Source organism: Staphylococcus epidermidis (genome assembly GCF_006742205.1).
GTDB lineage: Bacteria > Bacillota > Bacilli > Staphylococcales > Staphylococcaceae > Staphylococcus > Staphylococcus epidermidis.
Window position 1 is genome coordinate 1,559,413 of record NZ_AP019721.1, and the last position, 21,774, is coordinate 1,581,186.

Here is a 21,774-nt window from a genome sequence, read left to right on the forward strand (position 1 = left end):
CCCTTTAAATTTGGAAAGGATGGTCCTCATTTATTAACAGTCTTTTTATTTGAGTCGTTTTACCTTCTTTATCTAAATCTATGATAACTCCTGATAATACGCCTCGCCCATCATCTGGAACAACATGCCTTTGTGGCAAACTAGTAATAAAACGTTGAATAACTTCATCTCTATTGATACCTAAAATACCATCGTAATAACCTGTCATCCCGACATCTGTGATATATCCTGTGCCATGAGGTAATATACGATCATCAGAAGTTTGAATATGTGTGTGAGTACCAACAACAGCGCTCACTCTACCATCTAAATACCAACCCATAGCATTTTTTTCAGATGTAGTTTCAGCATGAAAATCTACAAATATATATGGTGTAGATTTTTGAGCTTCTTCGATTAGCTGGTCAGCCTTTTTAAATGGATCATCAATGTCTTGCATAAATGAACGGCCTTGTAAATTAATAATAGCCAATTTAATATCGTTAATTTTTATTATTCTCATACCTGTTCCTGGAGCTTCATCAGGAAAATTTGCAGGTCTCACCATTCGATGAGCATCATCAATAAAATCGTAAATTTCTCTTTGACCATATGTATGATTACCCATAGTCATGAAATCCACGCCTTCTCTCAAAAGTTGTTTGTAAATTTTTTCTGTTAATCCTTTACCGTGTGCGGCATTTTCAGCGTTTACTATAGAAACTGTTGGGTGATAAGTTTGTTTAATTTTAGGTAAATAAGTAGTAATCATTTTCCTGCCCACTTTACCAACGATGTCGCCTATAAACAATATTCTCATTCTCTGTTCATCCTCTCATAAATTAAGTTTAATGGATACTGTACTATAATAAAAGTCTCATTAACAAATTAATTATTCTGAAAATTAAAAGACTTTACTTTTTTGTATTTAAGTATTGTGTTAATATGAAACTAATAAAAATATAGGAGTTGTTTATTCATTCATGTCTATTAATATTGATCCTGAAAAATTTGCTGAATTAGTTGTAACTTCAAATCCAGCCAAATCTGATGACGCTGAAGATATCGCTAAAGAAAGTTTAATTTTATACATTAATGCTTATCGTTTAGCAGAGAAATATGCAAATATCGCTACAAATTGCTATGATACAGCTGAAATTTTAAAAGAAATAAATGAAGTTGATTTACAATTAAAATAAATCATTATATCCGAGCGTTTATACGCTCGGTTTTTTATATTATATTTAATAAGCCACTGGCCGTAAATACGGTCAGTGGCTTATGGAATTATTTAGCATATTCTATTGCTCTAGTCTCTCGAACAACTGTCACTTTGATATGTCCAGGATATTGTAACTCTTCTTCAATTTGGTTCTTAATATCTCTTGCCAATCTATATGATTTTAAATCATCAATTTCTTCAGGTGAGACGACTACACGAATCTCTCTACCAGCTTGTATAGCAAATGCTTTTTCTACCCCATCATAACTTTCAGATAACGTTTCGAGTCTCTCAAGTCTTCTAATATAATTTTCAAGTGTCTCTTTACGTGCACCTGGTCGCGCTGCTGATAATGCATCAGCTGCTGCAACTAAAATAGAAATGATAGAGGTTGGTTCAACATCACCATGATGTGAGTGAATAGCATTAATAATTATGTTATTTTCATTATATTTCTTAGCTAATTCAACACCTATTTCTACGTGACTACCTTCAACTTCATGATCAATGGCTTTACCAACATCATGTAATAATCCAGCACGTTTAGCTAAAGTAACATCCTCTCCTAATTCTGCTGCAAGCATACCTGAAAGGTGGGCAACTTCAATTGAATGTTTAAGTACATTCTGACCATAACTAGTTCGATAATTTAATCGACCCAAAATTTTCACTAAATCAGGATGCATATTGTGTACATTTATTTCAAAGGTAGCTTGTTCTCCAGCATCTCTAATGATATCGTCTACTTCCTTTCTAGCTTTTTCGACCATATCTTCAATACGTCCAGGATGAATACGTCCATCAGAAACCAAATTAACTAGTGCAGTTCTAGCAATTTCACGTCTAATTGGGTCAAAACCTGATAAAATAACTGCTTCTGGTGTGTCATCAATAATTAAATCTATGCCAGTAAGTGTTTCTAATGTGCGTATATTTCTACCTTCTCTACCTATGATACGACCTTTCATTTCATCGTTAGGCAGATTTACGACTGAAACAGTTGATTCAGTTGTATGTTCGGCTGCTAATCTTTGTACAGTTGTAGCAAGTAATTCTTTAGCTGTCTTATCAACTTTTTCTTTCGCTTCTTTTTCTTTTTCTTTAACAAGTATTGCAATATCTTGTGACAGTTCTTCTTCAACTCTTTGAAGCTGTTCTTTCACAGCTTCTTCTTGAGTGAGACCGGAGATGCGTTCTAATTCTTGTTCATGCTTCATTATTAATGTTTGAACACTACTCTCTTTTGCATCTACTTGTTGTTGTCTTTCTTCAAGTTTTGATTCTTTTTGTTCCAAAATCTCATCTTTTTTATCTAAAAGATCAGATTTCCGATCCAAATTTTCTTCTTTTTGAAGAAGTCGGGTTTCTTGTCTTTGAAGTTCACCACGTCTTTCACGCAGTTCATTCTCAGCTTGTTCTTTTAAAATTTGGTTCTCTTCTTTTGCCTCAAGTAATTTTTCTTTTTTAATATTGTCTGCTTCTTTATTAGCATAGCTAACAATATCATCGGCAGTTTGTCTTGCTTGAACTTGTTTTTGGTGTAATAAATTTCGGGCAACAATATACCCTACAACAACGCCTAGAATAATCCCCAGCAAAATGAGTAGGAGGCTTAATAAATTCACATAAACACCTCCTTTATCTAGGGTTTGCTTTGTATATCAAAATCAATATGATTATATGAAATTATATAAGAATCATACATACTAATTGTACGTTTATCGACAGATATGTGTCAAGATATGAAATTGCACTACACTCATTTTAAATTGCTTTTTTTAAAGAACAAATCAAAAACTACAAAAAAGGATGGCTAAATAAGCCATCCTTTTAATTAGTCAACTAAAAAACTATTCATCAAATAAAGTTTTTGGTGAATCGTCTTCATTCTCATTTTCATCCACATCACCATCGAAAATACCTAACTTTTCACGTAACTTACGGTCAATTTCTTCTTTGATTTGTGGATTTTCCTTAAGATAATTTTTGACGTTTTCTTTACCTTGGCCCATTCTATCTCCATTATAAGAATACCAAGCACCTGATTTATCAACGATATCATTCTCTACACCTAAATCAATGAGCTCTCCTTCCTTAGAGATACCTTGACCATACATAATATCTACTTCTGCAACTCTAAATGGAGGTGCAACTTTATTTTTTACAACTTTTATTTTGGTTCTGTTACCTACAATATCTTGACCTTGTTTTAACTGCTCTGCTCTTCTTACCTCTAAACGTACAGAACTATAGAATTTTAGGGCTCTACCACCGGGCGTTGTTTCAGGATTCCCGAACATCACACCGACCTTTTCACGAATTTGGTTAATAAATATAGCTGTAGTATTAGATTTAGAAATAGCCCCTGATAACTTTCTTAATGCTTGAGACATTAATCTTGCTTGTAAACCAACATGAGTATCTCCCATTTCACCTTCAATTTCAGCTTTAGGTGTTAATGCTGCTACTGAATCGACAACAACAATGTCCACAGCACCACTACGAACAAAAGCTTCGGCGATTTCAAGACCTTGTTCACCATGATCAGGTTGAGATAAATATAAATTATCAATATCTACACCTAATGCTTGTGCATATACTGGATCGAGAGCATGTTCGGCATCGATAAATGCTGCTACACCACCGTTTTTTTGTACTTCAGCGATAGCATGTAAAGCTACTGTCGTCTTACCTGAACTTTCAGGTCCATATATTTCGATAATTCTTCCTTTAGGATAACCTCCAACCCCTAATGCATTATCAACTGTGACAGAACCACTTGAAGTGCTTGATACTCTGCGACCTTTATTATCGCCTAACTTCATAACGGCACCTTTACCAAAAGATTTTTCCATGTTTTTAATTACTGTATCTAAAGCTTTTTGACGTTCATTATCCAAAACGAGACCTCCTACTACAGAAAGTTATCTGTATAATATCTTATACTTACTATACAAGCATTTTAAGCAAAATACAAGTCTTTTGCGAATATTTGTTCGCATTTATTGTGTGATAGCTGATACAAAAACGAACAAACGTACTTATATTTTTTGCAAAAATTTAAAATATACTATTTATTAAACCAATTTAATAATCTAATCATTGCATAATTTTGACTTCTGCTTCTCAATAAATTACGACTTTGAGACATCTTAAATGTTTCGATATCGAAATTATTTCCATCATAAATTCCTAAATATACAATGTTATCTTTATTTAAAAGTACAATACCCAAATCTGTTTGGTACAAATCCCTGACATATTGTGCTGCATTGAATAACACGGCATTAAACTCAGAAGTCACATCAATAAATTGATTAGAATGTGGTAGCATACCTTTAACTAGATTTTTACTGTCAGCATTTTTTAATCGAGTAAACAAAGCTCCATTAGTTACACCGTCATAAATAGCAAAATTCTGTTTTGCACTATTTATAACCGATTCTTCAATATTAACTTCGTCTGAGCCAAAATAATAAGTACCAACCCTATTTAAAATTTCATCTCGAATAGGCTTAATAAGCAGTTGACATCGTTCCTTACTTTCAGCATTGGCTGTTAATCTAAAATATACTTCATGCGTACCTGCAAGAGGTGCGATTGTCGGATTAGTTTGATCATCTATTAGATCAATTAATAGTGTTTCTAATTTCGACTCTCCTATACCAGCAAATCTAAGTAATTCAGAAAAAATAACTTCATCTTTATCCATAAGATAAGGTAATAATTCATTCTTCGCCATAGGTTGCATCTCTTTCGGTGGACCTGGTAGTAGAATTATTTTTTGTTTACCTAATTCTACAAGCATACCAGGAGCCATACCATTTTTATTTGGTAAAACTATGGCATCTTCAATTACTAATGCTTGTTGCTTATTATTAGAGGTCATATCTTGACCTTGTTCTTTAAAATAGTTTTTGATAAAGTTTAACGATGCTTCATCCGTCACTAGATTTTTTCCTAATACTTTAGCTACAGTATGTTTAGTTAAATCATCTTTTGTTGGTCCTAAGCCACCTGTTAAAACAATGGTATCAAATCTAGATAGACATTGCTTTATTACATATTCTAACCTTTGAGGGTTATCACCAATAACTGTGTGTTCTACTACACTTTTACCAATACTATTAAAAAGTTTTGAAAGATATTGCCCATTTGTATTAGCTATTTGACCTAGTAATAATTCAGAGCCAACAGCTACAATTGAAATATTCATCAATGATATACTCCCTGATATTTATATTGTCTTTTCAATAAGTCCATTATATATATTTTTGTAATATAAATCTAAAATATGAATCTTTATAAAAACAGTTTAATTATTTATCACAGAACTGTCATCTAATATAACTTAAACATAGCATCACATTATTTTTATAACATACTGACATTACATTTATATAAAAGATTTACAGATGTATATCGATATTACACCTGAAAATTGAAAATATTAAATCAATTATAGTAATTGTTTTATCTTCTTTGTCACACTAAAGCAACCGAAAAATAAAAGGTTTGCACCCCATATAGAATAGGGAACAAACCTTTGACAAAGATAACTTAATCAAAATGTATATATTTTAGAGAGTATGATTATATAACAAATTGATATGGTAATTTATATATGAAATAAATATACAAGCTCAATTTTTTAATTACACATTTATTTAGAATGTTTAAATACATCTCTTCCTTTATAAAAATATTCAATACCTGAAAGAATAGTAAAGAATACTCCAATGTATAATAACCACACTCCAATTGGGAAATGTAGATAGTGTAAGAAAGGATCGCCCAATAAAATCCATATAATTGCAACCATTGTCACTGCTGTTTTTATTTTCCCTAGTTGTCCTGCAGCACTTACAAACCCCTGTTCAATTTGTAGTAATCGTAATCCTGTGACGGCAAATTCTCGAGCAATAATTATGATAGCAACGACAGAATTAGTAAAACCAAGTTGTACCATAACAATTAATGCACTCGCGACCAATAATTTGTCTGCAAGTGGATCTAAGAATTTCCCCATATTAGTAACTAATTGCCATTTACGGGCAAGATAACCATCAGCAAAATCACTTAATGATGCAACCACAAATATGATAGCACTAATTAATATTTCAATTCTAATATGATTTCCACCTAAAATTGAAATTTGTCCAAAACCAAAATCAACTAAAGCAAATAAAATAAAAAATGGTATTAAAATAACTCTAAATACCGTTATTTGATTCGGTATATTCATATTAAATCCTCATTTCTAAAACATATATTTATATAATTAATACTGCGAGTATCCAAACGATTAAAGATATTAAAATAATGAAACCCATCCACATCAACAATTGAAACGCTTCCTTAGATTGACGTCGGTAAGGGGGTTCATACCCATTAGAAAATGTTTGTATCACATCATCAATTTGATATTGTGTTTCAGGAATCTCATCTTGATGTGCTTCAATAAGTTGATTTGGTTCGATATTTACAACTTTAGCGTATTTTCTAATAAAACCTTCAGTATAATCACTCTTGGCTAGTTCATTAAAATCATTATTTTCTATATGTATTAACGTTTGACGCTTTAACTGAGTTCTTTGTTCTAATTCACTTAGTGTCATACCCAATCTTTCACGTCTACTTTTCAACACTTCACCAATCGTTTTCACTCAAAGTCCTCCTAGACATTATTCAAAGAAACCAAACCCTCCACCAAATGGATCTCCAAAATCTAAATTATTCTTGCTTTGAACCGTATGTTTCTTCATTTCTTCATATCGAATCTCTTGATCTTCATTTTCTCTCAATTCAATAATATAGTCAAAATCTTCCATATTATAATTGCACGACTCTACAAATAAATCTGGATGTTCAACTACTTTTATTGAGGGTAACGTCATAACCTCTCTCACCAATTCTTGGTGCTCAGGGTTCAATTCACGTGCTGTTACCGCACCATCAATGATATATACGTGATTAGAATCATATTCACCTTTAAATAGTGAACGCCTTACTGTTTGTTTAATTAAAGTTGAGCTTATGAATAACCATCTTTTATGTGCACAAACACTTCCAGCTACAATAGATTCAGTTTTACCAACTCTAGGCATTCCACGTATTCCGATTAATTTATGTCCTTCTTCTTTAAATAACTCAGCTAAAAAATCAACAAGTAATCCTAAATCTTCTCGTTCAAATTTAAAAGTCTTTTTATCATCAGCATCTTGTTCAATATATCTACCGTGTCGTACAGCGAGTCTATCTCGTAATTCAGGAACTCTTAACTTTGTAATTTCTATTTCATTAATTTCTTTTACAATTTGTTCGAACCTTTCGACCTTTTCTAGTTGATCTGTTTTAATTAACAATCCCCTTTTTCCCTGATCAACACCATTAATTGTAACAATACTAATGCCGAGCATTCCAAGCAAACTTGAAATATCACCGAGTAAGCCAGCACGATTTACAGTTATCTCATATTCTAAGTACCACTCTTTCCTTTTTGCAAAAGTCATTTCTTGATCACCCCTTGTTAACAACGAAGCACATGAAATCTTTGTTTATCATATTATAACACCAATAATAAAAAGATACTTCTTTTATTATTACTAAAATGTTGCTCCTATAACAATTGAAACAAGAAACTTATCTTTTACTGACAAAGCATTTAAATATACCATCCGCCATTCACTTTATGTACTGTACCCGTAATACTTTTTGACATAGTACTACACAAGTATGCACAAGCATGTGCCACTTCAGAAGGATCAATCATTCTTTGCTGAGGTAACTCTGATACTATATTCGATAACTCATCTTTCGACCATACATCGCTCATTTTCCCTTTTACCATACCTGGTGTAATAGCATTTACAGTTACTGAAGTTAAAGCTAATTCTTGACTTAATGCTTTAACAAAACCAATTTGAGCACTTTTCATCGCTGAATAGATTGTCTCTAAACTAGCTCCAGTTTCTCCCCAAATTGATGAAATAACAATGATACGTCCATTGTTACTCTGCCTTAAAATATCAATAAAGTAGCGAGTCAAACGTATAAATTGTCTTACATTTAATGCATAACTATTATCGATGTCACAATCACTCATATCTTGTAACATGCCATATAATGCTGTCCCACTGGTATAAATTAGACAATCTAGCTCGTCAATGTGTCCAAAGTAATCTTCGAGCTCTATATCTTTGGTTAAATCACATTGAATAAATGTAACTTTGCTATTTTTAAATTGATTACTTAAATCAGAATATTGAGCTGAATGATAATGTAAGAAAACTTCATAACCTTCAAATAGCAGTCGTTTTACAATGGCACGACCTATTGTTCCAGAACCACCTATGACTAGCGCTTTCATCTATTTTCCATCTCCAAACGACTATCAACAAGTTGGTCAAAGTTCAAGAATAATTCGGAAGTTTCATTTACACTCTCTAACGTAATATTTTCTACGATATCAAGCATATCAAATACACTCACTCCCTCGAAATAGAGTTTTGCATATTGATTAGCAATATATTCTGGAGAATTTAAACTTGATATGAATTCTCCAATAAATTGCTTTTTCAACAAATCAAATGCTTCTTGATCTTTAAGGTTTCCTTTATATTTTCTTAATTCATCCATTATTAATTGTTTAAATAGATCAGGCTGTTGTGTTGCACTAGTAATAATTGAAAAACTGTAGCTCGGTTCCAATACAAATTGATAACCGAATGTTTCATCTATTAAATCTTTATTTAAAAGTTGTTGATAAAACTCCGTTTCCTCTCCAAAAACCAATTCGTAGAAAAATGTCATTTCCAAATCTCTTTGAACAAATTTAGTTGCACTTTCATCTAATGGTTCATTTTTAAAACCTAGCATCAATCGTGGTGACTGTAACTTCATTTTCTCAGAAACAAACCGTTGATTTATCTCTCTAGGCTCATCAATTTGCGCACGTTCAATACGTGGTTGATAAGTTTTATTTCTTTGATTTTCATGCTTTTCTACAAGTTTAATTATCGATTGAGGACTAACATCGCCTACCACAAACAACACCATATTAGAGGGATGATAAAATGTCTCATAGCATAGATATAAATCATCTTTTGTTATTTCATAAATGCTTTCAACACTACCAGCGATATCCACCCGTATCGGGTGCTTGGAATACATAGCCCTTAAAGTATTAAACATTAATTTATATCCTGGTTGTTCCTGGTACATTTTAATTTCCTCAGCTATAATCCCTTTTTCTTTATTAACTGTTTCTTCAGTAAAATAAGGTGTTTCTACCATATTGAGGAGACGTTTAATGTTACTTTCAATATTACTTGTTGCGCTAAATAAATAACTCGTACGATCAAAGCTTGTAAAAGCATTAGCTTGCGCATTCTCTTCGGCAAATGCAGTAAATAAATCTTCATCTTCTTTTTCAAACAATTTATGTTCTAAAAAATGTGCCACACCGTCAGGAACTTTTACAAATTGCTGACTACCTATGGGCTTAAAATGATTGTCCAATGAACCAAACTGTGTTGTGTAGGTCACATACGTTTTTTGAAAACCAGGCTTAGGAATGATAAATAATTTCAATCCATTATCAAACTCATGTTCGAAAACTTTCTCATCTATAAGTTCATATTGATGTGTTTTCATCAGTGTTGGTCTCCTTTCGTTAGTACATAAATTGTATCTAGAACAGCTTCATTTGCCAATTTAATAACATCTTTTTTCGTCACTTGATTAACTGCATTTATAAAATCTTGATCAGTTTGCTGTCGGTTTAATAATAATTGATTATGTAGTATTTCAATTATACTTTTAGGTCTATCTGATGCTTCGTGTCTATGGGAAATAATGATTTTTTTAGCTAATTCAATTTTATTAGAATCAAAATCTCCATTTTTTATCTTATCAAACTCTTTGATGACAGTATCTTTTGCTTGCTCATATTTCTCAGCAGAAACACCACTTAAAACAAATAAAAATCCGTTTTTACCATCAATTTGTGAATGTATAGAGTATGCCAAACTTTGCTTTTCTCTGACTTCATTAAATAGTACTGAGGAAGGATCTCCTCCAAACATCATATTTAATACTATAAATGCATAGTAATTACTTTTCCCATAATAAGATGGAAAGCGATATCCCAAATTCAATTTAGCTTGGTCAACATCGTCTTTTTCAATTATATATTGCGGTTGATCAAAAGAAGGTGTGATTTCAGTACTTTCTTTATTTTCTAAATAGAAAGGCTTAATTGCAAACTTATCTAGAATTAGTTGCGTTACTTCCTCTTTGTTAATATTTCCTACAACATATATGGCACAATCATCATTTTGTACCATGGATAGATATGTATCGTATAGACTTTCAGAAGTCACTTGTGGAATTTGTTCTAATTGACCTGTCGCTATATATCGATAGGGTTCTTGTTTAAACATATAATTCATTAACTGAAGAAATGAATACTGTGCTTTATTATCTTCCATTGCTTCAAGTTTTTTGCTAAGTAAAGACTTTTCTTGAGCTACATATGTATGATCAAAGCATCTATCTTTGATTAATGGATTCCAAATTATTTCTTTTAACGTATCTAATCCCTTTTCAAATAAAGGGGTTTTATCTTTTAAGAATTTTTCATTAACTACTTCTAATGAGATTGTAATAACATGCTTATCTTTAAACTTAGAAACAAAACTATTAACATAGGCGCCATACAATTCTGATAACTGTTTATTTAAAGTTTTATCGGTGGGCCATTGTTGTGTTGCACGAACTAATACTTTACTTAAAATTGAACGTGAAGTAATTGTTTTATAGTTTAATGGTGCCATAAATTTAAATGTAATTGTCGTTGTTTTAAATTTATCGGTAGGCAAAACATTGACTCGAACTTTTGTGTTATCTTGATTGAATCTCTTCAAAATCTAACCTCCTGGTTTTAATATGACAATTTATTCACTTTTAGTAATAGTGAATTTAACTAAACTACTCTTAATATAATTTAAAGAATACAAAATTGGTTGATGCTTTTCGTCATAATGTACTACTTTAAGTAACATAAGCCCTTCGTGAGGTGAAGCATTAAGCACTTCAGAGATATGGGGTTCGTAACTAATTGCTTCTAAATCCATTTCTGCATGCATGATTTGATGATTTGTAGATGCTTTAATAGCTTCTAACATTGAACCACTACTCTGTTGATAATCTGTACAAGTTAGATAAGTTTTTGCTATTTTGTCTAAACAATATACGACAGGCTTATGATTAGCAGTCCTTAGTCTCTCAATAATTGTTATAGGTTCTTTTGTTTCTATACCTAAATGTTCAGCATCTAAAATAGTTGCAGGTTGCTCGTCAAGATTCAGATATTCTGTTCCTGCTTCATAACCCGCTTCTTTAATCATAGTCCCTATACTAATAATTTTATTTAACGGGTAATAGAAAGGGGGCTTTACTTTTACGCTAGTCCCCTCTTCAAAATTATCCGTTACTACTTGTTCAGTAATCAACTCATCTATACCATCATAAACATCATCTGTTTTAACATTTAATGCTCTCGCAATTGACAAATTACTAGGTAATTTACTTCCATTGGTTAGTTCACCATCTTTGATTAAATTTAAAATGTATTGTTTTACTCTATAGATTGCACTCATTTCCGACATTTTTACACCTCGTCATTTTCTAAATCAACTAATATTTGTCTAGGTTTACTTCCTTTTTGTGGACCAATAACTTGGTTACGTTCCAAATCATCCATGAGCCTTGAAGCTCGATTATAACCGATTCTAAATTGTCGTTGTAATAAAGAAGTACTAGCTTTTTGCTTTTCTATTACAAATAAATAAGCTTCATCATATAAAGCATCCTCACTCTTCATTTCTGATTTATCTACAGGTGCATCTGGTTCCATTTCTTTAACATAATTTGCTTTCTGTTGCTCTACAACATAATTAACAACATCTTGCACTTCTTGATCACTTAAAAAAGCACCTTGAATTCGGGTTGTAGTAGATTCTCCGTTACCAACATATAGCATATCACCTTTACCAAGTAGCTTTTCAGCTCCACCAGCACCAATTATTGTTCTAGAGTCAGTTTGAGAACTTACAGCGAACGCAATTCTTGATGGAATGTTATTTTTAATAATACCAGTAATAACATCAACGGAAGGTCTTTGAGTAGCTACAATTAAGTGTATACCCGCTGCTCTAGCCATTTGAGTAATACGTTGGATAGCATTTTCTACTTCTTTACCTGCAACCATCATTAAATCAGCCAATTCATCCACTATTACGACGATATACGGTAACTCAGGTTGTTTTTCATCAAGTTCTTCATTCTGTTTGCGTATATATTGGTTATATCCTTCAATATTTCGTGTCGATGAATGTTGAAACAAATCATAACGACGTTCCATTTCTGAAACAATTTTTTCTAAAGCTTGAGACGCTTTATGTGGGTTTGTTACAACCGGTATAAGTAAATGAGGAATACCATTGTAAACATTTAACTCTACCATTTTAGGATCGATTAACATAAGTTTAACTTCGTGCGGTTTTGTGTTGAGTAATATACTCGTTATAATACCATTAATACAAACTGATTTACCGCTTCCTGTTGAACCAGCAACGAGTAAGTGAGGCATTTCATTTAATTGAATTGATATTGGATCACCAGAAATATCTCTACCAATGCCGACTTCTAATTTATACTTAGATGGGAACTTATCTTCTAAAACTTCTTTTAGAGTGACAAGTGAGATTTTATCATTGGGAACCTCAATTCCTACCGCAGAGCGACCTGGAATAGGTGCTTCTATTCGTACATCTTTCGCAGCCAAAGCTAATGCAATGTCATTATGGAGATTGACTATTTTACTTACTTTAACACCTTGCGCTGGTTGAATTTCATATTGCGTAACTGCAGGACCGATTTTAATTTGTGTTACTTTAGCATTAACTCCAAAGTTTTTTAGTGTAGATTCTAAAACCTGACCTTTACGTTGGACTTCAGCTTTTGAAGTAGTTTTTTGTTTAGTAGGCTGTTTTAATAAGGATAAAGGTGGCACCGTATACTCAATATTGGCTTCTTCACCAGCTTCAGATATTGAGCCTTCAGCCTGACTTTGTTGTTGATTGTTTTCAGCGGTTGTAGATGGCTGATTATTATTTATTGATTGATTTTTGGTACTTGGTAATGATTGTTGAAATTGTTCATTATCCAAAACACGTTTTTGACGTTGGTTAGCAGTATTTGGTCTTTTATCTTCTTGCTCATTATGACCATATATTGGAATATCGTCTGACTGAGAAATCTCTGGAAAATCACTAACATCTTTAATGACATTATTATTCTGACGTGATTTTTTTTGTTTTTTTCGTTCAATTTTTGCCTCTTTTAATTGGGCTTTTTCTTCTTTTTTAATCTTATTTTGTTCTCTTTTTTGTTTTATTGACTCAGATGCATGATTACTTGATGACTTGAGGTTGTCGAATAAACTTTTTGTAACATCTCTATGTCTTAAATTAAGTAATAAAATGAAACTCGAAGCTAGTAATAGGATAGTAATTATTATTACACCTACAATAGATATGAGAGGTATAAATAGTTTAAGTAAATAAAAACCTATTAAGCCTCCCCCAAAATTTGGAAAATGTGTTTGTTCATAAGCTTTATAAACAAAGGACAGTACAGGCTCTCTTTGAGAAGTGATATTATGTGAAAAATGAAAATACAATTGCGCTATAAATAACAAAGCTAATTGTAAAACTATTGCACCGATACTACGTCGAGTTCTAGGTATTTGCTTAGAGTATGTTATAAAAATTGTTGCAATAAGTACTAAAATATAAGTTAAATATCGACTCATACCAAAAAGATAATTAAAAAAGCTATCAATCATTCTACCAATGATTCCTAATTGAAAAGCGCCTAGTATAATAAGAATTACTACAATTATTGAGAATATATATCTTAAAGGCGTTTCATTTTGCTTTTTTTTATTCGTTTTTTTATTACCCTTTCTCTTCGTCGATGTTCTTTTTTTTGCTTGTGGCAATACCTACACCTTCTTTTTTAATCTCTCATCATTACTATATTTAGAGTATTCATCCCATTTGAATATATACTTATATGTATTTTTAATAAGATGAAAGAGGCAAGAACAACTTAGATTATTTAGATTCACTTTCATATTTACCAAACTCTAAGATTTTAGAAACTGATAAATAATTAAAAGAAAAACTAATTGTTGAACAAAGTCATTAAACATGATTTTGCTTTACTAAATTGTCCCAACCTCTTTAAATATTATTCTATTAAGATTAGATCTCCGATATGACTGGAATAATCATTGGACGGCGTTTTGTACTCTCAAATAGTAACTTACTGATTTGATCTCTCATATTTTGCTTGATTTCTGACCATTCTATTCGTTTTTCTTGAAGACCTTCCTCTACAATTTTACGTACTTTTTCTTCAGCCTCTTTCAAAAGTTCTTCACTTTCTCTAACATAGACGAAGCCTCTTGATTGAATTTCAGGTCCTGCAGCAATACGTCGATTTTTAGGATCTAATGTCACAACCGCAATAAAAATACCGTCTTCGGCTAATAGATGTCTGTCTCTTAATACGATATTACCTACGTCACCAACGCCAATCCCATCAATAAGTATATTACCTGATTGAACTTTTTCATTTAAAATCATATCTTTACCGTTATAACTAATCACGTCGCCTTTTTCAACTAAGAAAATTTTCTCAGGTGCTACACCGGTTTCTGCTGCTAATTTGGCATGTGCAATCTGCATTTTAAATTCACCTTGAACAGGTACAAAATATTCAGGTTTCATAATATTTAACATCATTTTCAATTCTTCCATACAACCATGACTTGACGCATGAATTTTCTTGTTGTTTGGAATTATATGTGCTCCAGCACGCACTAACTCATTTAATGTATCTGCAATAATAACCTCCATATTAGCTGAAGCAGTAATTGCTAGGAATATTGAATCTCCTTCTTCTATGTTCATAATTTTATGCTTTTTGCGAGCCATTTGACTTAATGCTTCTACTGGTTCACCTTGCATACCTGTAGCAATAATAATCACTTCATTTTTAGGATAATTTTCCACTTCGTTAATAGGTATTAATAAATCTTTTGGTATATCAAAGTATCCCATTTTACGTGCTATGTTAAACGAACTTTCAAGTGAACGACCTAAAAATGACACTTTACGATTAAGTTGACTTGCAATGTTAAGCACTTGTTGAATACGAACGAAGTTTGAAGCATAGCATGATACAATAAGTCTACCTTTAACCTTGGCAAAAGCATCATACATGTGATGTTCAATAATATTTTCAGGCGTGTTATATCCAGGCTTTTCAGCTTCTGTTGAATCACTGATTAATGCGAACACACCCTCATCACCAATTTCTGCCATTCGTTTCAAGTCTGGAGCATAATGTCCATGCAAACTTTGATCAAACTTAAACTCTCCAGTATAAACTATAGAACCATACGAAGTATGAATACATACGCCTAAGCTATCAGGAATGCTATGTGTCGTATTAAAGAAACTCACGTTAACATTTTTAAATCTCATAATTGAATCATGGTTTACAGTATAGTAACGTACTTTCTTTTTAATATTTCGGGCCTTCATTGCTTCTTTAACAAGTGCGATTGTCAATTTAGAACCATAAACTGGTGCATCGATTTGTTCTAACACATAACTTACTGCGCCTATAGCATGTTCATGACCGTGTGTAAGAAATATTCCTTTTAATCTTTCTTTGTTTTCAATGACATATTGAATGTCAGGAATAACGATATCTACCCCAAGCATTTCATCTTCTGGGAACATTAATCCTGCATCCAACATAAACATTTCATCGTCTACTTCAACGATGTACATATTTTTAGCGATTTCGCCTACTCCACCGAGTGGAATAATACGAATATCTTTATTTTTTTTCTTTATTAAACTCAAAATGTTACCTCCTATAAATAGTGACCCGTCCATATATAAACTCACTATTTATTATAAGTTAAAACGACCTTGATGTACACTATTATTGCACTGTTATACCATTTGATTATTGAGATTATATTTTTTAAGATTAATATTTTTATCATATTTAATAAAGCAATTGTCGCATGTACATACTAAATATTACTTTTACTTATTAAATGATTTTAATTGAATATATGTTTTTCAGTCACCATATAACATCACTAACAAAATACATTTATCTCACTGAATAGTCATATTAAAATAAAAAAACTGCTCGCAAAGCATTTAGCTTTGTCGGCAGCTTTTTACAGAACAAATACATTAAGTTCATATATGATACATTTTAATTTTTAGATTGCTCTAATACTTTATGTGACGCATTAACGCGACCTTGTTTATCGATTTCAGTAATTTTCACTTCAATTGTATCTCCAATTTTAAGAACATCTTCTACTTTATTAATTCTTTCTTGTGAAATTTGAGAAATGTGTAATAACGCGTCTTTACCAGGGAACAATTCAACGAAAGCACCATACTTTTCAATACGTTTTACTTTAGCATGATATACTTGTCCAACTTCCGCTTCGCGTGTAATATCTTCGATAATTTCTTTTGCACGGTTAATCATCGCTTGATCTACAGCACCTATAAAGATTGTACCATCTTGTTCAATATCTAATTTAACTCCAGTTTCGTCGATAATTTCATTGATTTTCTTACCACCTGGTCCAATCACGTCTCGAATTTTATCTGGATTAATACTCATAGTTACCACTTTTGGTGCGTAAGCACTTAATTCTTCGCGTGGTTGTTCAATCGTGTGAAGCATATGATCCATAATAGCTAATCGTCCTTGACGCGCTTGTTCTAGTGCTTCTTCAATAACTTCTCGAGTTAAACCATCAATTTTAATATCCATTTGAATCGCAGTAATACCGTCTTTAGTACCTGCTACTTTGAAGTCCATATCACCTAATGCATCTTCCATTCCTTGAATATCAGTTAAAATTGTATAGCTATCGTCACGCGTTACTAGTCCCATTGCAATCCCTGCGACTGGCGCTTTAATTGGTACACCGGCATCCATTAATGCTAATGTTGAACCACAAATCGATGCTTGAGATGATGAACCGTTAGACTCTAATACTTCACTTACAATACGAATTGTATAAGGGAAATCTTGAGTATCAGGTATAATGTAACGTAATGCTCTTTCACCAAGCGCACCATGCCCAATCTCACGTCTACCAGGTGCACGTACAGGGCCAGTTTCTCCTACAGAGAAATTAGGAAAGTTATAATGATGCATAAAACGTTTTTCTACCTCAGGTCCTAAACCATCAATTAATTGATAATCTCCAAGTGCGCCTAAAGTTAAAACTGAAAGTGCTTGTGTCTGACCACGAGTAAATAAACCTGACCCATGAGCTCTTGGTAACAAACCAACTTCTGATTCAAGAGGTCTTATTTCATCTACTTTACGTCCATCAGGTCGTATTTTTTCATCTGCAATTAGACGTCTTACTTCTTCTTTAATTAAGTCATTTAGAATTGCATAAACTTCTTTAACAAGCGTTTCATTTTCAGGATCTTCTTCATCTAGAAAATGACCAACAACTTCTTCTTTCAGAGCATCTAAGTTTTCATCTCGTTGTTGCTTATCGAAAGTTAAAACCGTGTCCTTAAGTCCTTTATCTTCAGTTAAACTTTTTACTTTTTCAACTAAATCTTCGTCTCTTTCCACCGGTACAAATTCTTGTTTTATCGGTTGAATGTGATCGATGATTTCTTGTTGGAATGCAACAAGTCGTTTGATTTCCTCGTGTCCGAAGAAAATAGCCTCAAGCATCTCACTCTCAGTAATTTCACTTGCGCCTGCTTCAACCATGTTTACCGCATCTTTATGACCAGCAACTTCTAAATCTAATCTAGAAATTTCTTTATCAGCGACGGAAGGATTAATGACATATTTGCCATCGATATAACCTACATTTACACCTGCGATGGGACCTTGGAATGGAATATCTGAAACACTTAACGCCATCGAAGAACCAATCATTGCTGCCATTTCTGGTGAGCAATCTGGATCAGCACTTAAGACAATATTCATGATTTGTACGTCATGTCTATATCCTTTTGGAAACAGTGGACGAATAGGTCTATCAATGAGACGAGCTGTTAACGTTGCTTCATCACCAGGGCGACCTTCTCTTTTTTTGAATCCTCCTGGTATTTTACCAGCAGCATACATTTTTTCTTCGTAATTTACAGTTAATGGGAAAAAATCGCCATCTCTAGGTTCTTTAGAAGCAGTTGCAGTTGATAGGACAACTGTATCTCCATAACGCACTAAAACAGCACCATTAGCTTGCTTTGCTAATTGTCCTGTCTCAATAGTTAAAGAACGCCCAGCCCATTCAGTTTTAAAAACTTTCTTCTCTTGAGACATTATGAATCTCCTCTCTTAATTCTAATATTTATATCATATCATTTATTTAACTGATTTTATATTTTTTATTATGATACATAATAAAAAAAGGAAAGTACCATCCATGGTGCTTTCCTAATTCTATATTAAGATTAACGACGAATACCTAATGATTTAATTAATTCACGGTAACGTTGAATATCTTTACTACGTAAGTAGTTTAATAAGTGACGACGACGACCTACCATTTTCAATAAACCACGACGTGAATGGTGGTCTTTCTTGTGTTCACGTAAATGCTCATTTAATGCAGTAATTTCTGCAGTTAATACAGCGATTTGGACTTCTGGTGAACCAGTATCAGTTTCGTGCACACGATATTCTTTAATTAATTCATCTTTACGTTGTTGTGAAATTGCCATTATCAATTTCCTCCTTAATTATAATTTAACTCCTTAATCTGAGTGAGGCGTCGGAGAATCGACCTACTAAGAAAAAGGTATATCTAGAGAATAAGAATAATCTTGTATCTCTGTCAACTTTATATATTATATGATATATCATCATCGAAATCAATAGATAATAAATGTTTAGCCTGCGCTTTATCTTCATTCATTTGTTTAACTAATGGATCGATACCATCAAATTTAACTTCTGGTCTTAAAAAGTGATGCCAATACACAGTCACACGTTCACCGTAAATATTTTCATTAAAATCAAATATATTCACTTCAATAACTAACTCAGCCCTAGTTGGATCGTGGAATGTTGGTTTAACTCCAACGTTAGCTACACCACGATGTAATTTACTCTCTGGACCAATTTCCATACTCACTGCGTAAACACCTTTTTTTGGTAGTACATAATCATCACTGGGTTGCACATTAGCTGTTGGAAAACCAATTGTTCTTCCACGTTTTTCACCTTGTACTACAGTTCCTTTAATCCTATATATATACCCTAATTCGTCATTTGCTTTCTGTAAATGACCATCTGTAAGCGCTTGGCGTATTGCAGTTGTAGAAATTTTTTCAGAATCCATCTCTTGTTTTCCTACAATAGTCGTATTAAAAGCTTTTGATTCCTGAAGTACCGTCATATTTCCTTTTCCAAATTTACCAAAGGTGAAATCAAACCCTGCAATCACTTCTTTAACATGATTATTAATAATATAATTTTTTATGAAATCGTCAGATGTCACATTAGCAAATCTTGATGAAAAATTGATAACGATACAATAGTCTATACCGTGTTCTGCTATCATTTCTAACTTATCTGAAAGTGGTGTAAGATAGGTTGTACGTTTACGCTCAGGGTTTAATACGACTGAGGGGTGTGGATCAAACGTCATAACAGCCTTTTTAAGTTGATGCTCTTTTGCTTTTTCATCAAGCACTTGAAACACCTTGTCGTGACCTCTATGCATACCATCGAAGAAACCAAAAGCCATAGCAACATTTTCAGTTATGAATTGATTACTTTGTATGGGATGTGTAACTTCTATCACTTTCATAATATTATTTCTCCTTTAATTAAAAACTTTTTTAGGTTTTATTTCATAAGGTTTATCTGGATGAACTATATATATTGCTAAAACTTTTTGAGTGCTACTATCGACAAATATAAAAGGTTCTTTAACATTTTGACTTAACACTTTTTTATGAAATTTTTGACCGTTACAGATTTTCTTTTTAAAATTTGAATCTTTCACTTGGAATGATTTCAGACCTTTTAAGCCATATTCTATAGGAAACAATTCATTATGTAATGAATCATGCTCATGTAATTCTTTAATTTGATCAATCGTTAAACTACTTTCTAATTGAAAACCGCCAGAAGCAATTCTAGTTAGACGTGACATATGAGCTGGAAAACCAAGTTTAAGTCCAATATCTGTAGCTAAAGTTCTAATATAAGTTCCTTTACCACATGTTACTTCAACTTCAAAATGACATGTCTGCTCCTGGAAAGTAACTTCAGATATTCTATGTATATCTTTAATAAAAACTTGTCGTTTAGGGCGTTCGACAGTTTCATTATTTCTCGCATATTCATATAATTTTCTTCCATTTACTTTAACAGAAGAATACATAGGCGGAATTTGTTGAATATGCCCCTCAAATTGCTGCAACACTTGGTCAATCGTATCTTCATTAATATCATTCTTATCAACAGCCCTAGTTTCTAAAATATCTCCAGTTTGGTCTTCAGTAGTCGTACTCTTTCCTAGCGTTATCATAGCGTGATAAGTTTTTCCCATTTCCATGATATAATCACTGACTTTTGTCGCATCGCCTAAACAAATTGGTAACACACCATTAACTTCAGGATCTAATGTTCCTGTATGACCAATTTTTTTCATTTTTAAAATTTTACGTAATTTAAAAACGACGTCGTGACTTGTTAAACCTCGTTTCTTAAATACCGGTAGTATGCCATTATACATGTTGTCACACCTTTAACTTTTAATAACGTGTATTATTATAACACGATATTTTAATTCTTTAATTAGCGTTTTACATAAAAATAGTAGGCAATATCAAAAATATGCTTTATGAATGATTGTGCCTACTATAAAATATATTATTTATCATTTTTGTGTAACTCTTGAATCATGCGTTCTATCTTATTACCGTATTCGATAGATTCATCATATTCGAATGTTAACTCAGGTATAATTCTTAGGCGCATTCGAGAACCAAGTTCAGATTTTATAAACCCAGTTGCTTTATGCAAAGCTTTAAACGTATTATCAACTTCTTTATCATTCCCTAACACTGTTAAATATACCTTTGCTTGTGAAAGGTCATTGGTTAGTTCAACATCAGTAATTGTTAAAAAACCAACTCTAGGGTCTTTAACTTTATTATTAACAATGTCCATGATTTCCTGTTTCATTTGTTCTCCTACACGTTCTGCTCTTATATTATTCATCATCTCACCTCTCTTTATTTTTACTTTACTCACAAATAAATGTGAAATATCAGATTTAATGATTAACTATTGATGTTCATTTTATTAAATTATCAACAACGAATCAATAAAATAATACTAAATGAGAGACCATAACTAAAGTATTGATAGCATAACATTAAGCTTTTCCAAATCAAAAATTT

The 21,774-nt window shown here is 32.3% G+C and carries 19 protein-coding genes; 1 reads left to right on the forward strand and 18 read right to left on the reverse strand.

The genetic code is table 11. From position 1 onward, the window contains the following. Positions 1-4: 4 nt before the first annotated feature. The gene (locus tag FNL83_RS07610) at positions 5-799 is read right to left on the reverse strand and encodes a TIGR00282 family metallophosphoesterase (protein WP_001832548.1); all 795 of its coding nucleotides are present in this window, start codon (positions 797-799) and stop codon (positions 5-7) included. A 163-nt stretch (positions 800-962) separates the two neighbouring features. Here FNL83_RS07610 and FNL83_RS07615 point away from each other — a divergent pair, with 163 nt between their 5' ends. Continuing rightward, positions 963-1,178: a hypothetical protein gene (locus tag FNL83_RS07615; RefSeq protein WP_002439555.1), complete on the forward strand. Its 216-nt coding sequence runs from the start codon at positions 963-965 to the stop codon at positions 1,176-1,178. 88 nt (positions 1,179-1,266) lie between these two features. Here the strand turns inward: FNL83_RS07615 and rny are convergent, their stop codons facing one another. From rny to rbfA, 17 genes are all read right to left on the reverse strand, one after another. Further along, entirely contained in the window at positions 1,267-2,826 is a 1,560-nt protein-coding gene (rny, locus tag FNL83_RS07620; protein ID WP_001829512.1) for a ribonuclease Y, read from the reverse strand. Positions 2,827-3,051: 225 nt separating this feature from the next. After that, the gene (recA, locus tag FNL83_RS07625) at positions 3,052-4,101 is read right to left on the reverse strand and encodes a recombinase RecA (RefSeq protein WP_002439552.1); all 1,050 of its coding nucleotides are present in this window, start codon (positions 4,099-4,101) and stop codon (positions 3,052-3,054) included. 170 nt (positions 4,102-4,271) lie between these two features. Next, complete coding sequence (locus FNL83_RS07630; protein ID WP_001829470.1) at positions 4,272-5,417, reverse strand: CinA family nicotinamide mononucleotide deamidase-related protein; 1,146 nt, start codon at positions 5,415-5,417, stop codon at positions 4,272-4,274. 447 nt (positions 5,418-5,864) lie between these two features. Then, the gene (pgsA, locus tag FNL83_RS07635; RefSeq protein ID WP_001829485.1) at positions 5,865-6,446 is read right to left on the reverse strand and encodes a CDP-diacylglycerol--glycerol-3-phosphate 3-phosphatidyltransferase; all 582 of its coding nucleotides are present in this window, start codon (positions 6,444-6,446) and stop codon (positions 5,865-5,867) included. Between the two features lie 28 nt (positions 6,447-6,474). After that, positions 6,475-6,867, reverse strand: coding sequence for a helix-turn-helix domain-containing protein (locus tag FNL83_RS07640; RefSeq protein WP_001832565.1), 393 nt, complete (start codon positions 6,865-6,867; stop codon positions 6,475-6,477). 18 nt (positions 6,868-6,885) lie between these two features. Continuing rightward, positions 6,886-7,713, reverse strand: a complete 828-nt coding sequence (locus FNL83_RS07645) for a YmfK family protein (protein ID WP_002456562.1) — start codon at positions 7,711-7,713, stop codon at positions 6,886-6,888. 152 nt (positions 7,714-7,865) lie between these two features. Then, positions 7,866-8,570 (reverse strand): elongation factor P 5-aminopentanone reductase, encoded by a 705-nt coding sequence (ymfI, locus tag FNL83_RS07650; protein WP_002439542.1) that lies wholly within the window; start codon positions 8,568-8,570, stop codon positions 7,866-7,868. After that, the gene (yfmH, locus tag FNL83_RS07655; RefSeq protein WP_001832569.1) at positions 8,567-9,856 is read right to left on the reverse strand and encodes an EF-P 5-aminopentanol modification-associated protein YfmH; all 1,290 of its coding nucleotides are present in this window, start codon (positions 9,854-9,856) and stop codon (positions 8,567-8,569) included. The genes ymfI and yfmH overlap by 4 nt, the downstream gene beginning before the upstream one ends. Continuing rightward, entirely contained in the window at positions 9,856-11,127 is a 1,272-nt protein-coding gene (yfmF, locus tag FNL83_RS07660) for an EF-P 5-aminopentanol modification-associated protein YfmF (RefSeq protein ID WP_002439538.1), read from the reverse strand. The genes yfmH and yfmF overlap by 1 nt, the downstream gene beginning before the upstream one ends. Positions 11,128-11,157: 30 nt before the next feature. After that, positions 11,158-11,871, reverse strand: coding sequence for a GntR family transcriptional regulator (locus FNL83_RS07665; RefSeq protein WP_002439536.1), 714 nt, complete (start codon positions 11,869-11,871; stop codon positions 11,158-11,160). Positions 11,872-11,873: 2 nt separating this feature from the next. Next, positions 11,874-14,267, reverse strand: a complete 2,394-nt coding sequence (locus FNL83_RS07670; RefSeq protein ID WP_002439534.1) for a DNA translocase FtsK — start codon at positions 14,265-14,267, stop codon at positions 11,874-11,876. Between the two features lie 265 nt (positions 14,268-14,532). Further along, positions 14,533-16,206: a ribonuclease J2 gene (gene rnjB, locus FNL83_RS07675; protein ID WP_002457357.1), complete on the reverse strand. Its 1,674-nt coding sequence runs from the start codon at positions 16,204-16,206 to the stop codon at positions 14,533-14,535. A 367-nt stretch (positions 16,207-16,573) separates the two neighbouring features. After that, complete coding sequence (pnp, locus tag FNL83_RS07680; RefSeq protein ID WP_001832554.1) at positions 16,574-18,679, reverse strand: polyribonucleotide nucleotidyltransferase; 2,106 nt, start codon at positions 18,677-18,679, stop codon at positions 16,574-16,576. A 131-nt stretch (positions 18,680-18,810) separates the two neighbouring features. Further along, positions 18,811-19,080, reverse strand: a complete 270-nt coding sequence (gene rpsO, locus FNL83_RS07685) for a 30S ribosomal protein S15 (RefSeq protein WP_002439528.1) — start codon at positions 19,078-19,080, stop codon at positions 18,811-18,813. A gap of 119 nt (positions 19,081-19,199) precedes the next feature. Next, entirely contained in the window at positions 19,200-20,171 is a 972-nt protein-coding gene (locus FNL83_RS07690) for a bifunctional riboflavin kinase/FAD synthetase (RefSeq protein ID WP_001832563.1), read from the reverse strand. Positions 20,172-20,186: 15 nt separating this feature from the next. Continuing rightward, entirely contained in the window at positions 20,187-21,104 is a 918-nt protein-coding gene (gene truB / locus FNL83_RS07695; protein WP_002456563.1) for a tRNA pseudouridine(55) synthase TruB, read from the reverse strand. A 137-nt stretch (positions 21,105-21,241) separates the two neighbouring features. Then, positions 21,242-21,592: a 30S ribosome-binding factor RbfA gene (gene rbfA, locus FNL83_RS07700; protein ID WP_001829509.1), complete on the reverse strand. Its 351-nt coding sequence runs from the start codon at positions 21,590-21,592 to the stop codon at positions 21,242-21,244. Positions 21,593-21,774: the final 182 nt, after the last annotated feature.